Source organism: Pseudoalteromonas qingdaonensis (genome assembly GCF_038739665.1).
GTDB classification, from domain to species: Bacteria; Pseudomonadota; Gammaproteobacteria; order Enterobacterales; family Alteromonadaceae; genus Pseudoalteromonas; species Pseudoalteromonas qingdaonensis.
In genome coordinates, this window is record NZ_JBCGCU010000003.1 from 106,760 (window position 1) to 120,349 (window position 13,590).

At 49.2% G+C, this 13,590-nt stretch carries 12 protein-coding genes; 8 read left to right on the top strand and 4 right to left on the bottom strand.

Translation table 11 applies throughout. The annotated features are described in order from the left end of the window. Positions 1-122: 122 nt before the first annotated feature. From WCN91_RS04150 to map, 4 genes are all read right to left on the bottom strand, one after another. Positions 123-1,172 carry a S66 peptidase family protein gene (locus WCN91_RS04150; RefSeq protein WP_342676583.1) on the bottom strand — a complete coding sequence of 350 codons (1,050 nt, stop codon included), beginning with the start codon at positions 1,170-1,172 and terminating at the stop codon, positions 123-125. Positions 1,173-1,321: 149 nt separating this feature from the next. Next, positions 1,322-2,146 (bottom strand): 2,3,4,5-tetrahydropyridine-2,6-dicarboxylate N-succinyltransferase, encoded by an 825-nt coding sequence (dapD, locus tag WCN91_RS04155; protein ID WP_342676585.1) that lies wholly within the window; start codon positions 2,144-2,146, stop codon positions 1,322-1,324. A 22-nt stretch (positions 2,147-2,168) separates the two neighbouring features. After that, on the bottom strand, positions 2,169-4,799 hold the full coding sequence (gene glnD, locus WCN91_RS04160; protein WP_342676587.1) for a [protein-PII] uridylyltransferase: 2,631 nt from the start codon (positions 4,797-4,799) through the stop codon (positions 2,169-2,171). Between the two features lie 17 nt (positions 4,800-4,816). After that, positions 4,817-5,605 (bottom strand): type I methionyl aminopeptidase, encoded by a 789-nt coding sequence (map, locus tag WCN91_RS04165; protein WP_342676589.1) that lies wholly within the window; start codon positions 5,603-5,605, stop codon positions 4,817-4,819. A gap of 301 nt (positions 5,606-5,906) precedes the next feature. On the opposite strand from map, the gene rpsB reads away from it, so the two are divergent. The 8 genes from rpsB to rseP all read left to right on the top strand — a co-directional run bounded on the left by rpsB (position 5,907) and on the right by rseP (position 13,425). Beyond that, the gene (gene rpsB / locus WCN91_RS04170; RefSeq protein ID WP_342676591.1) at positions 5,907-6,635 is read left to right on the top strand and encodes a 30S ribosomal protein S2; all 729 of its coding nucleotides are present in this window, start codon (positions 5,907-5,909) and stop codon (positions 6,633-6,635) included. A 111-nt stretch (positions 6,636-6,746) separates the two neighbouring features. Then, the gene (gene tsf, locus WCN91_RS04175) at positions 6,747-7,598 is read left to right on the top strand and encodes a translation elongation factor Ts (protein ID WP_342676593.1); all 852 of its coding nucleotides are present in this window, start codon (positions 6,747-6,749) and stop codon (positions 7,596-7,598) included. Between the two features lie 210 nt (positions 7,599-7,808). After that, the gene (pyrH, locus tag WCN91_RS04180; protein ID WP_342676595.1) at positions 7,809-8,555 is read left to right on the top strand and encodes a UMP kinase; all 747 of its coding nucleotides are present in this window, start codon (positions 7,809-7,811) and stop codon (positions 8,553-8,555) included. 13 nt (positions 8,556-8,568) lie between these two features. Continuing rightward, complete coding sequence (gene frr / locus WCN91_RS04185) at positions 8,569-9,126, top strand: ribosome recycling factor (protein WP_105200533.1); 558 nt, start codon at positions 8,569-8,571, stop codon at positions 9,124-9,126. A gap of 100 nt (positions 9,127-9,226) precedes the next feature. Next, positions 9,227-9,994: a polyprenyl diphosphate synthase gene (uppS, locus tag WCN91_RS04190; protein ID WP_425416009.1), complete on the top strand. Its 768-nt coding sequence runs from the start codon at positions 9,227-9,229 to the stop codon at positions 9,992-9,994. Positions 9,995-10,010: 16 nt separating this feature from the next. Continuing rightward, positions 10,011-10,877, top strand: a complete 867-nt coding sequence (locus WCN91_RS04195; RefSeq protein ID WP_342676600.1) for a phosphatidate cytidylyltransferase — start codon at positions 10,011-10,013, stop codon at positions 10,875-10,877. Continuing rightward, on the top strand, positions 10,874-12,073 hold the full coding sequence (gene ispC / locus WCN91_RS04200; protein WP_342676602.1) for a 1-deoxy-D-xylulose-5-phosphate reductoisomerase: 1,200 nt from the start codon (positions 10,874-10,876) through the stop codon (positions 12,071-12,073). Before WCN91_RS04195 ends, ispC begins: the two co-directional genes overlap by 4 nt. After that, positions 12,073-13,425 carry a sigma E protease regulator RseP gene (rseP, locus tag WCN91_RS04205; protein ID WP_342676604.1) on the top strand — a complete coding sequence of 451 codons (1,353 nt, stop codon included), beginning with the start codon at positions 12,073-12,075 and terminating at the stop codon, positions 13,423-13,425. Before ispC ends, rseP begins: the two co-directional genes overlap by 1 nt. Positions 13,426-13,590: the final 165 nt, after the last annotated feature.

The following is a 13,590-nucleotide window of genomic DNA, read 5'->3' on the forward strand; positions in this document are numbered from 1 at the left end:
TCTTGCGGTATTCGTAGGTATAGGTTGCCTTAATGCAATTCTAGGTTGGGTAACCGCCATTTCAGCCTAAGAAAATATTTGCACAAGGCCCCGTTAGGGGCTTTTTTGTGCCTGAAAAAAACCTAGCTAAACACCGACTCGGCCAGGGTGATGGAGCCTGCATCGGCATCGAGTGTAACCCGAGCGCCCACGGGTAAGATAAACTGTTGCTTCACATGACCTATCATAGCGCCGCGATAGGCGGGTATGCCCAGCGGCTTAATATAATCTGCGAAAATCTCATCCAGGCTCAGCGAGCCGTAACCAGAATTAGGTTTACACAGGTTGCAATCGCCAAACACAAAGCCACTGAGCTTATCCAACGCGCCCATCAGCTTTAAGGTACTCATCATTCTATCGATACGATAGGGGGCTTCCTCGGTATCTTCCAAAAATAAAATAGCGCCATCAAAGCTAGGTAAATAGGGCGAGCCTGCCAAGGCCGTGAGCACGGTTAAATTGCCGCCAATTAAGCGGCCACTGCTGCGCCCTGGGTTAATGGTTTGCGTCAGATAGCGGCTGTTTACCAGCTCGCCCTCACCGCGGGGTAAATTCATATAGTGCATGCGCTGGCGCTGCTCAAACAGGCGTTGGAACTGCTGCACATTAAATGGATTCCAATCACTTGTGGCATTGGGGCCGTGAAAGCTGATCAGGCCCGCTTGGGAAAGCAAGGCGTTATGCAAGGCGGTAATATCTGAGTAACCCAATAAAGGTTTGGGGTTGGCAGCGATACCTGGGTAGTCGAGTAGGGGAAGAATGCGGGCTGCGCCTGAGCCACCGCGCAGACAAAAGAGTGCATCGACCTCGGGGGCGGCGAACTGGGCATTGATATCCGCCGCACGCTGGGCATCGGTTCCCGCCAAATGGCCACGGCGGGCCAGTACATGTTCAGCCAGCTTAACCTTATACCCCAGAGCCTCCACCAACTGGCTCGCCAGGGTTAGCTCTTTGAGCTCTACGGTCGCCGCAGAGGGGCTGACAATGGCGATTGTGCCACCTTTTTTTAGTGCCTTGGGTTTGATAACGGCTTGAGCGCCCAATTTAGGTATACCAATTGCCTGTGCCCTGGTACTGGCCATCAGGCCTATTCCGAGAAGGGAGCAGGTTTTTAAAAAGGCGCGTTTGTTCATTTTCTACCTCACAGGATGCGTACTAGAATCACGGTCAACAGACTCTATGATTACCGCAGTGAAGCAAATATTTCAAACTTTATAGTCAGGGTGGAATAAATTAATCAGGAAGGAAAAGCCTCCACTGGTTGTGGAGGCTAATGAAATGATTATTCTACGCCTCGTAGTAGGGCGTTCACGCCCACTTTTTCGCGAGTCTGTTGGTCGACCTTCTTCACGATAATAGCGGCATATAGGCTGTGGGTACCATCTTTACTTGGGATAGAGCCTGGAACCACAACAGCACCGGCAGGCACGCGGCCATAATGGATTTGGCCAGTTTCTCTATCAAAGATGCGGGTGCTTTGCGAGATATACACACCCATAGAGATCACCGCCCCTTCCTCGACTATCACGCCTTCAACGATTTCCGAGCGTGCGCCAATAAAGCAGTTGTCTTCGATAATGGTTGGGTTGGCCTGCAGTGGCTCAAGTACGCCGCCGATACCCACGCCGCCAGACAGGTGCACGTTTTTACCGATTTGCGCACATGAACCTACGGTGGCCCAGGTATCAACCATGGTGCCATCATCGACATAGGCGCCGATATTAGTGTAAGAAGGCATTAACACTACGTTTTTGCCTATATAGCTGCCTTTACGGGCGACTGCATTAGGCACTACGCGCATGCCTTCTTGCTGGAACTGCTCTGGCGTGTAATCGGCAAACTTAAGTGGCACCTTGTCGTAATACTGGTTGGCACCGTCGGCAAGCACCTGGTTGTCGCGAATACGAAACGATAGCAATACTGCTTTTTTCAGCCACTGATGCACCACCCATTCGCCGGAGATCTTCTCGGCAACACGAGCTTCGCCCTTATCCAGGCGCTCAAGTACGGCGATAATGGCGTCTTTGACTTCACTCGATACGCTGCTTGGGCTAATGGCGTCGCGGTTATCCCACGCCTGCTCAATAATGGTTTTTAAATCTGCCATATTATCCTCGTTAGTGCGCCGACTAAGCGGTTGTTGCTTCATTGTCGGCGTTTAGTTTCTTCCTAAGTGCTTGATGGATTTTAACTTGCTCTTCATCCGTCAAGGCCTTGTAGTCGTTGTTGGAAACGACAAAAAAGTCTTCCGCACGCTCGCCCACTGTGGTGATGCGGGCGGCATGAATATGCAGTTGGTGACGTTGAAATACCTGGGCTATTTTGGTCAATAATCCGGGAATATCCACGGCTTGAATTTCTATTAGACTGCGATCCGCGTGGGCATGAGGTCGTAATATTATCTTGGGTTTAATATTAAAGTCTTTAAAGCGTTGTGAGCGATTCTTTTTAATGCGGATCTTCTTCTTGGGATCGAGCATAAAGAGCTCCAGCGCCCGTTTAATACTTGTGCCTCGTCCTTTACTTAACGGCTCGCCATTGACCTCTAAAATCACAAAGCTGAAAATCACATAGCCGTCCTTGGTGGTCATCACCTGGGCATGTTGAATTTGCGCTTTCTTCGAGCCGATAACACTGACCAGACGCGCAAATAGCGCGGCACTGTACGGACTGTAGGCAAAGACCTGGGTGCCGCCGTGCATTGGCTCCGGGGAAACGGTAACACTGGGTTGAGACAAGTCCTCGGCGCTTAGCAAGTGCTCACAATGCCAGGAAATCTGCTGCTCACTAAAGGCGGTAAAATAATTAGCCTTAAAACGACTCCAAAGCAGGTCAATCTGCCCCTCATCATAACCCAGGTTGATTAACCTTTGCTTAGCCTGCTGTTTTTTGTCGCGAATTTGGTCGCGCATATCCATGGGGTTTTCCAAGCCTAAACGCAGTGCCCTTTGGGTATGCAGGTAGAGTTCGCGCAGCAGGGTGTTCTTCCAATCGTTCCACAAATTGTCGTTGGTGGCGCGAATATCCGCCACGGTTAAACAATAGAGGTAATCGAGCTGGCGCTCATTTTTAACCTTGCCGGCAAATTCATTGATTACATCCGGGTCGTTAATGTCTTTGCGTTGCGCCGTAACCGACATCAATAGATGATTTTCAACCAGCCAGGCAATTAACCTGCCATCGGAAGTCGGCAACTGATGTAAGCGCGCGAAGGCAAGGGCATCCACGGCACCAAGTTCGGAGTGGTCGCCGCCGCGCCCTTTGGCGATATCATGGAAAATCGCCGCCAGATACAAGAGCTCCGGCTTATCCATGCGGGTGACGATTTCACTGCAAATGGGGAAATCGCTGACGCGGGTTTTATCGCCGTATTGGTAGATATTGTTGATTAGTCTATGGGTGTGCTCATCCACTGTGTAAGCGTGGAAGAGATCAAACTGCATCTGTCCAAATATATTACGCCACTGTGGCAAGTAGGCCGCTAAAATGCCGTGCTTATGCATCAGGGTAAAGGCACGGCCCATGCCATTGGGGTGCTTGACCAAGCGCATCAAGGCATCGCGACAAGCAGCGTAGTCCTGTAAATCACCGAGTAAACGACGGCGTACCTGACGCATGGTGCGTATGGTACTGGGGTAGATATGAGTAATCTCCGGGTGATCGGCAATATGCTCGAACAGCGCCAAAAGCTGGTCGCGGCGGAAAAATACTGAAGGGTTTTTTACCCGAATTTGATGACCAATACGCTCAAAGTTACGGTCGAGCTCGACCACGGGTAATTGGCGTTGGTCCGGTAAAATACTTTGCTCAAAATAAGCCAGCAGCATCTGGTTGAGCTCGCGCACCCGGCTCATAATGCGGAACAAGCGTTTCATCATACGCTCGACCGAGGCTTTACCGTCGCTGCCGAAACCTAAAATCTCGGCGGCATGGGGCTGATGGTCGAACAGCAGGCGGTTTTCGTTGCGTCCGGCGGCTAAATGCAAGGCAAAGCGAATATTCCAAAGGTTCTCCAAACACTCGAGCAGCTCTTGGTATTCCTCGTGGGTGAGGTAACCGTGGTTGATCAGCTCTTCAAGAGCTTCGGCCTGAAAGTGTTTTTTCGCCACCCAGATAATGGTTTGCAAGTCACGCAAGCCACCTGGGTTTTCCTTGATATTGGGTTCCAGGTTGTAGGCGGTGCCGTGGCATTTGCGATGGCGCAGGTCTTGCTCCTGGCGCTTGGCGATAAAGAAGTCGTCCGAGCCCCATACTGGCGTTTGCAAAATATGCTCTTTGAGCTTTTCAAACTCGATATGGTTACCGAAGATAAGGCGGCTTTCCAGCAAACTGGTGGCGAAGCTGACATCTTCTTTTTTTTGCTCGAGAACTTGCTCGCGGGTACGTACGCTGTGGCCAATTTCAAGATTCAAGTCCCACAACAGGGTAACGAATTGGCCGATTTTTTCGCACAGCTCAGGGGCGGGCTCATTGCGTACTAAAAGCAGAAAGTCGATATCGGAATAGGGGTGTAATTCGCCGCGACCATAACCGCCGACCGCAACCAAGGCAAGTTCCGGCTCATGGGCCAGATTGCAGCAGTGAAACAGCTTGATCAGTAAGCGGTCTATGTATTCGGCGCGGGCTCGGATAAGCGAGCCTACCGGTTGTTTATCAAATTGATTGCCCAGCCATTTATAAAAGTATTGGCTACAGGCCTTGTATTCATCCAATTTGCTCGCCTGCTCAAGCAGGTCTTTTAACTTATTCGGTAGGGCCACTTAATTATCCTTGCTTATTAACTGTGCTCAATCACTCGCGGCAGGTTTTCATCGCTGCGCAGCGTTAACACTTCAACGCCGTTGTCGGTAACCAGCAGGGTGTGCTCCCACTGCGCCGACAGACTGCGGTCCTTGGTGACAACAGTCCAGTCGTCTTTAAGCAGTTTACACTGGCGCTTACCGGCGTTCACCATAGGCTCTATGGTTAAACACATGCCGGCTTTTAAGGTCTCGCCCGTGCCCGGACGGCCATAGTGCATTACCTGCGGCTCTTCGTGGAAGTCTTTGCCTATGCCGTGACCACAGTATTCGCGCACGATTGAGTAGCTAAAGCCTTCGGCATATTTTTGGATAGCAGCACCGATATCGCCCAAACGAGCACCCGGCTTAACCATTTTAATGGCCAGGTAGAGGCTTTCTTGTGTTACTTCACACAGGCGCTTGCCTTGAATCGTTGGCTGGCCGACATGGAACATCTTTGAGGTGTCGCCGTGATAACCATCTTTGATCACTGTGATATCAATATTGATGATATCGCCTTCTTTAAGCGGTTTGTCGTTAGGAATACCGTGACAAATAACATGATTCACTGAGGTACAGATGGACTTAGGGAAACCGTGGTAGTTTAGCGGCGCCGGAATCGCATCTTGCTCGTTCACTATGTAGTCGTGGCAAATGGTGTTGAGCTCATCAGTGGTCACCCCAGGCTTTACATAAGGGCCGATCATTTCCAGTACCTCGGCCGCCAAACGGCCCGCAACGCGCATTTTTTCGATTTCTTCCGGGGTTTTGATCACTGCAGTCATTGATGCTCCAATTCGGTTTTTAATGAGATTTGCTGCGCACAAATAGTACACAAAAATTTGAGTCTTGATCGCTAATATGGTATAAAGCGCGCCGTCTTTTTACAAATAAAATCACTGCAGTTAAAATTCAACTTGCTGCGAGTGATTTGTCTGTAACGAAGACATAACCATTTAATATTAACACACACACATATCGACACATACACTTGGGTGCACTTAGGAATGATTTTACGAAATTTTCCGCGGTGTTGGTGCTATGGGGTATGTGGAGGCTTAACCCAAAATTATAGAGGAAAATACAATGGCAAACGTTTCAATGCGCGACATGCTTAAGGCGGGTGTACACTTCGGTCACCAGGCTCGTTACTGGAATCCTAAGATGAAGCCGTTCATCTTCGGTGCGCGTAACAAGGTTCATATCATCAACCTTGAGCAAACTGTACCTATGTTCAACGATGCACTTAACTTCATCCAGAATGCTGCATCTAACAAAGGTAAAGTACTTTTCGTTGGTACTAAGCGCGCTGCAAGCGAAGCAGTAAAAGAAGCGGCAGTTAAATGTGACCAGTACTACGTAAACCACCGTTGGTTAGGTGGTATGCTTACTAACTGGAAAACTGTTCGCCAGTCAATCAAGCGTCTTAAAGATCTTGAAACTCAAAGCCAAGACGGTACGTTTGAGAAGCTAACTAAGAAAGAAGCGCTAATGCTTACTCGTGAAATGGCTAAGCTTGAAAAGAGCCTTGGCGGTATCAAGGATATGGGCGGTCTTCCAGACGCACTATTCGTTATCGATGCTGATCACGAGCACATTGCTATCAAAGAAGCGAACAACCTGGGCATTCCAGTAGTATCTATCGTTGATACTAACTCTAACCCAGATGGCGTTGACTACATCGTTCCTGGTAACGACGACGCGATCCGTGCAATCCAGCTTTACACTAACGCAGTTGCTGCTGCCGTTACTGAAGGCCGTGAAAGCAACATCGCCGTTCAAGCTGAAAAAGACGATTTCGTAGCCGCTGAGTAATCGCGACTCGCTTGTCATCAAGTCTTCATCCTAAAGTGGTGAAGACTTGATATTCTTAATTCAAAGTGACGCATCGTCACTTGCTCTAAACATTGATTTGAGGAAACTCCCATGGCTGTAACTGCTGCCCTAGTTAAAGAATTACGCGAGCGCACTGGCGCTGGCATGATGGATTGTAAAAAAGCACTAACTGAAACTAACGGTGACATCGATCTAGCGATCGAGAACATGCGTAAGAGCGGTGCTGCTAAAGCTGCTAAAAAAGCGGGTAACATCGCTGCCGAAGGTACAATCCTTATCAAAGAAGGCAACGGCTTCGCTGCGCTTCTTGAAGTTAACTGTCAAACTGACTTCGTTGCTAAAGATGCAAACTTCCTAGGTTTCGCTAACCAGGTACTTGACGCTGCTGTTGAATCAAAAGCAGACATCGCAACTCTTCAAGCTCAGTTCGAAGAAACGCGTGTTGCTCTAGTTGCTAAAATCGGTGAAAACATCAACGTACGTCGCGTTGAGTACATCGATGGCGCTAAACTAGCTGCTTACCGTCACGGCGACCGTATCGGTGTTGTTGTTGTTGGTGAAGCTGACGAAGAAACTCTTAAGCACGTTGCCATGCACGTTGCTGCGTCTAAGCCTGAGTTCGTAAACCCAGAAGACGTACCTGCTGAAGTAGTTGAAAAAGAAAAAGCAGTTCAAGTAGAAATCGCAATGAACGAAGGCAAGCCAGCCGAAATCGCTGAAAAGATGGTTGTTGGCCGCATGAAGAAGTTCACTGGTGAAATCTCACTTACTGGTCAAGCTTTCATCATGGAACCTAAGCAAACTGTTGGCGAAATGCTTAAAGAGCGTGGCGCATCAGTATCAGCTTTCGTTCGCCTAGAAGTAGGTGAAGGTATCGAGAAGAAAGAAGAAGACTTCGCTGCTGAAGTAGCTGCGCAAATCGCTGCTGCTAAAGGCGAGTAATTTCTTTAAGCTTGTATAAGCATGCTGTGGCGAACCTTTTACCAGCCCTGTGTTTCTTTGCATTTAGTAAAGAAAACGGCGGCCTTAAGTGAGCAAAAGCCATGATTTGCTTTTGCTTCGCCCAGCAAAATTAATTAGAATAACCGCGCTCTTATGTACCCACATAGGCGCGGTTATTTTTTATCTCAATTCGTTATTGGCCAGGAAAATATGAATATTAATCGCAAACCTATTTTTAGACGTGTTCTACTCAAACTAAGTGGTGAAGCCTTAATGGGCGAAGAAGGCTTCGGCATCGACCCTAAAGTGCTTGACCGCATGGCACAAGAAATTAAAGAGTTGGTAGAGCTCGACGTAGAAGTGGGTTTGGTTATCGGTGGCGGTAACTTCCTACGTGGCGGTTCGTTGGCAGAAGCGGGTATGAACCGTGTTGTTGGCGACCACATGGGTATGCTGGCTACGGTTATGAATGGCCTGGCAATGCGTGATGCTTTGCACCGCGCCTTTGTAAATGCGCGCCTGATGTCTGCCATTCCTCTAAATGGCGTATGTGATGCTTACAACTGGGCTGAGGCGATCAGCTTGTTGAAGTCGGGTCGTGTAGTGATCTTCTCTGCCGGTACAGGTAACCCATTCTTTACCACAGATTCGGCGGCCTGTTTACGCGGCATCGAAATCGAAGCCGACACGGTAATTAAAGCCACTAAGGTAGACGGTGTGTTCAGTGATGATCCGGTTAAAAACCCAGAAGCCACTCTTTATCGTCACCTTGCCTATAATGAAGTAATTGAAAAAGAACTGAAAGTGATGGACTTAGCCGCCTTTACCCTGGCGCGCGACCACAATATGCCAATCAGTGTCTTTAATATGAATAAACCTGGTGCGCTTAAGCGCGTGATCATGGGTGAAGAAGAGGGAACCTTGATTTCTTCTGAAGCCTCTAGTGAGACAAAATAAGTAGGATACTAGCGTGATAAACGACATTCAAAAAAGTGCGCAAGAGCGCATGCAAAAAAGTGTAGCCGCACTTGGCAGCCAACTATCTAAAATCCGTACCGGCCGTGCTCACCCGGCATTGCTAGACGGTATCACCGTTTCTTATTACGGTGCTGATACGCCGCTAAACCAAGTTGCTAACGTAACTATCGAAGACGCGCGTACGCTGGCGATCAGCGTATTTGACCGTTCTTTAGCGCAAGCGGTTGAAAAGGCCATTATGACTTCTGATCTGGGTCTAAACCCATCGTCAGCGGGCACGGTAATTCGCGTTCCTCTTCCTCCACTTACCGAAGAGCGTCGTAAAGACCTTATTAAGATCGTCCGTGGTGAAGTTGAAAGTGGTCGTGTAGCGGTGCGTAACATCCGTCGTGACGCTAACGGTGATATCAAAACACTATTAAAAGATAAAGATATCTCTGAAGACGAAGCACGCCAAGGCGAAGATGCTATCCAAAAGCTAACAGACAAGTACATCAAAGAAATGGACGCACAGCTAAGCGCCAAAGAAGAAGAATTGATGGAATTCTAAATGTGCGAAATATGAGCAATTTGCTCATAAATTGCCATTAGGTTTGTAACGCCGTCTAGGGTATACTAGGCGGCGTTTTTTTGTGGATAATTTAAGTTATATGGCTTTAGACGCAGAACAGATTTCGCAGCAATTATTGCCCAAACATGTTGCAATTATCATGGACGGCAATGGTCGTTGGGCGCAGGCTCAGGGTCACCCGCGGGTGTACGGCCATAAAAAAGGAGTTGATGCGGTTAGAGAAGCAGTGAAATTTTGCTCTAAATTGGGCATAGAGTCGCTCACCTTATTTGCCTTTAGCAGTGAGAACTGGCGTCGCCCGGAAGAAGAGGTCACCACGCTGATGGAACTGTTTTTAATGGTTCTTGGCCGCGAGGTGAAAAAACTGCATAAAAATAACGTTAGATTATCCATTATCGGCGACCTAGGTCGCTTTTCCACAAAGCTACAAGAGAAGATAGCTGCAGCACAAGCGTTAACCGCCAATAACAGCGGTTTACGGCTAAATATTGCCGCAAACTATGGTGGTCGTTGGGATATTGCCCAGGCCGCTAAACAGTTGGCGCTTAAGATATCGGCAGGTGAAATAACAGCGGATGACGTTGACGAGCACTCGCTGGCAAAGCATATTAGTCTTAATGAACAAAGTGAACTGGATTTATTGATACGCACAGGCGGTGACCTGCGCATCAGTAACTTCCTGCTTTGGCAGGCGGCATATGCTGAGCTTTATTTTACGCCTACGCTATGGCCCGACTTTAATGAGTCGGTGTTTGCAGAGGCCATTGCCTGCTATGTATCGAGAGAACGTCGGTTCGGATGTACCGGCGAACAAATAAAACAATTACTCTCAAACGCTCAGCCCTAAGTTGAAGGTATAAGACTTGCTTAAACAACGAATTATCACGTCACTGGTGCTGGCGCCACTGGCCCTTGCATTAGTGTTTTTAGCCCCTCTGGATTGGTTTAGTTACTGTGCCGGCGGCATCGTATTATTAGGCGCCTACGAATGGTCGGCGTTAATGGGTATTGGTAACCGCGGCAAAAGGCTGATTTATGTAGCCTTGGTTGGTGTGCTGGTGGCCCTGATGCAATGGCATTGGCCGATCACCGCACTGTGGCAGCAAGGGCAAATGCTGCCGGATATCAATTATGTATTCACTCTGGCGCTGGCCTGGTGGATTGTCGCCACCATTTTGGTGGTACGTTACCCTAAATTCAGCGATGCCTGGTCGCAGGGTTATTTAATGCGTGGCATTTCCGGAGTATTGACTCTGGCACCCTTGTGGCTGGCGTTATGTGTGCTGCGCAGCGCCAACTATGACGAGTCTAGCCAGTTTGGCTCTTATTTGATTTTGGCGGTATTAGGCATCGTCTGGTGCGCCGATATCGGTGCTTATTTTAGCGGCAAAAACTTTGGTAAGCATAAATTGATGCCCAAGGTGAGCCCGAATAAAACCATTGAAGGCTTTGTCGGTGGCCTGCTAAGCGCTGCCATTTTCGTCTTGGTATTTTGTTATTTTAAAGATATCGAGCCAGGCATGTGGGCGCCGTATGCGCTGATGGCAGTGATCGTTGCTGCCTTTTCTGCGGTGGGCGATCTGCTGGAAAGCATGTTTAAGCGCCAAGCGGGGATGAAGGACAGTGGTAAGTGCTTACCCGGCCATGGCGGTATTCTTGACAGAATTGACAGCCTGACCGCAGCGGCACCTATTTTTGTGGTGTTTTACGCCTGGACCATGACTCTATGAGCAGCAAAAGTGTCACCATTTTAGGCTCTACCGGCTCTATCGGCCAAAGTACCCTGGATGTGATAGCCCGCAATCAAGAGCAATATTCGGTCTTTGCTTTGGTCGCCGGACGTAACCTTGAGCAAATGGTGAGCGACTGTGCTGTGCATAAGCCGCAATTTGCGACCCTTTCCTGCGCTGATGCAAACAAGCAGTTGGCCGAGCGCCTAAATGCGCTAGGAAGTGCTACCCAGGTCGTGGACTATAAGCAGGATATGGCCATGCTCTGCCAGCACAGCGATGTTGATATGGTGATGTCTGCCATAGTCGGGGCTGCTGGGCTTATCCCAACCTTGTACGCCATTGAAGCGGCCAAGGTAGTGATGCTGGCGAATAAAGAATCCCTGGTGATGTCGGGGCAATTATTTATGGATAAGGTACGCCAACACGGTGCGACCTTGCTGCCTATCGACAGCGAACATAACGCCATCTTCCAATGTATGCCCGAGGCCATTCAAGGCCACCATGACGCCACCTTGACGGCCCATGGGGTAACTAAAATTTTATTAACCGGTTCGGGTGGCCCATTTCGTGAACGCGCCTTGGACACCTTTGCCGATATTTCTGTTGCCGAAGCGGTCGCACACCCAAATTGGTCCATGGGCCAGAAAATTTCCGTCGACTCTGCAACCATGATGAACAAGGGTTTGGAATTTATCGAAGCGAAATGGCTGTTTAATGCCAGCGCCGACGATATCGAAGTGGTGATCCACCCGCAGAGTATGATCCATTCCATGGTGCAGTACAGCGATGGCTCTGTGCTCGCGCAAATGGGGCAACCGGATATGCGTACCCCCATAGCTCACGCCTTGGCTTACCCGCAGCGTATTAATGCCGGTGTGGCGCCCCTGGACTTTAGTGCCATGAAAGATTTTAGCTTCCATGCCCCGGATTTTAATCGTTACCCGAACCTGCGTTTGGCTATTGAGGCCTGTAAAGCGGGGCAAAGTGCGACCACCATAATTAACGCTGCAAACGAAGAAGCGGTGGCGGCATTTTTAGCAGGGCAGATTCGCTTTACCGATATTTATGCGGTCAATGCCGATACCCTGGCGGCCATGTCGAGCCAATATGATGAATGTTTACAGGGAATTTTGCAGTGCGATGGCGACGCAAGACGCGTGGCACAGCAGCAAATTAAGAGTAGGGCAAACTAATGTTTGAATTTTTGTGGCACCTGGGCTCCTTTATCCTTGCCTTGGGCATCCTAGTCACAGTGCACGAATACGGCCACTTCTGGGTGGCTCGCAAGGCCGGCGTTAAGGTGCTGCGCTTTTCCATCGGCTTTGGTAAGCCACTGCTGCGTTGGTACGATAAACTCGGCACCGAATATGTGGTGGCCATGATACCTCTTGGCGGTTATGTAAAAATGCTCGACGAGCGCGTCGATAAGGTCGCCGAAAATGAGCGCCACCTGTCATTTAATGCCAAATCCGTTTATGCCCGCATTGCCATTGTCAGTGCCGGCCCCATGGCCAACTTCTTATTCGCTATTTTTGCCTTGAGTCTGATGTATGTCATCGGCGTGCAATCAGTTAAGCCTATTATTGGCGATGTCGGCACACAAAGCCGTGCTCAGGTTGCGGGTTTAAAAGAGGGCGACCAGCTTCTTGAGGTCGGCAGCCAGCAAACTCAGGATTGGCAGGAAGTCACTTTGGCATTAATGCAGCACCTGGGCGATGACAGCGTTAAAGTGAAAATACAAACACCATCGGGTATACAAAGCATCAAGGTGCTGGATCTTGAGGGCTGGAGTTTGCAGCAGCGCGACCAGTCGCCATTGGCATCTATTGGTATAGTGCCGTTTCGTCCCGATGCAACCTTGACCTTGGCCATGGTGGCTCCGGATTCACCGGCACAAAGAGCCGGGTTACAAGAAGGGGATCTCCTGGTCAGTGTTGAGGACAAGCTGATTAAGTCCTGGCCGGCCTTGGTACAACAAATCGAGCGCTCTGCGGAGCAGCCGCTGAAGTTTCATATCATTCGTGACAAAAGCGGCATGGATGTGACGGTAACTCCAGCGAATAAACCTATGGAAGATGGTTTAAGTCGCGGTTACCTTGGCGTGGTGCCTGTGGTCGAGCCCTGGCCCGAAGATGCCATAGTGACCCGCAGTTACAATCCGATTACGGCTATTGGCCTTGGGGTGACGAAAACCTGGCAAATGGTCAGCCTGAGCTTTGAAATGATAGCCAACCTGATCACAGGTCAGGTATCGATTAAAAATATCAGTGGCCCCGTAGGCATTGCGGTTGGGGCAGGAACTAGCGTAAGCTACGGTTTCGTCGCATTTTTAAGTTTCTTAGCGCTGATCAGTGTGAGCCTGGGGGTATTTAATTTATTGCCTCTGCCGGTGCTCGACGGTGGTCATCTAATGTATTACATAATTGAACTTATTCGTAAAAAGCCAGTCTCTGAAAAGACACAAGAAATTGGTTTTCGCATCGGTGCATCGTTATTATTGGCGCTTACTGCGTTTGCATTGTTAAACGATATTGCGCGATTGTAACCTGAGGTTACCGCCGGCTTGGTTGTTTTATGGGTAAAAACTGAGCCGGATGGATAAAGAAACTGCTGTGTAAGCCAAACAGCAATGATAAGATGGCTGTATTAAACGCAGCCGATGGCCCAAACCAAAACCGCCGTGCGCAAAACAAACTCTAATTAGTGCGTT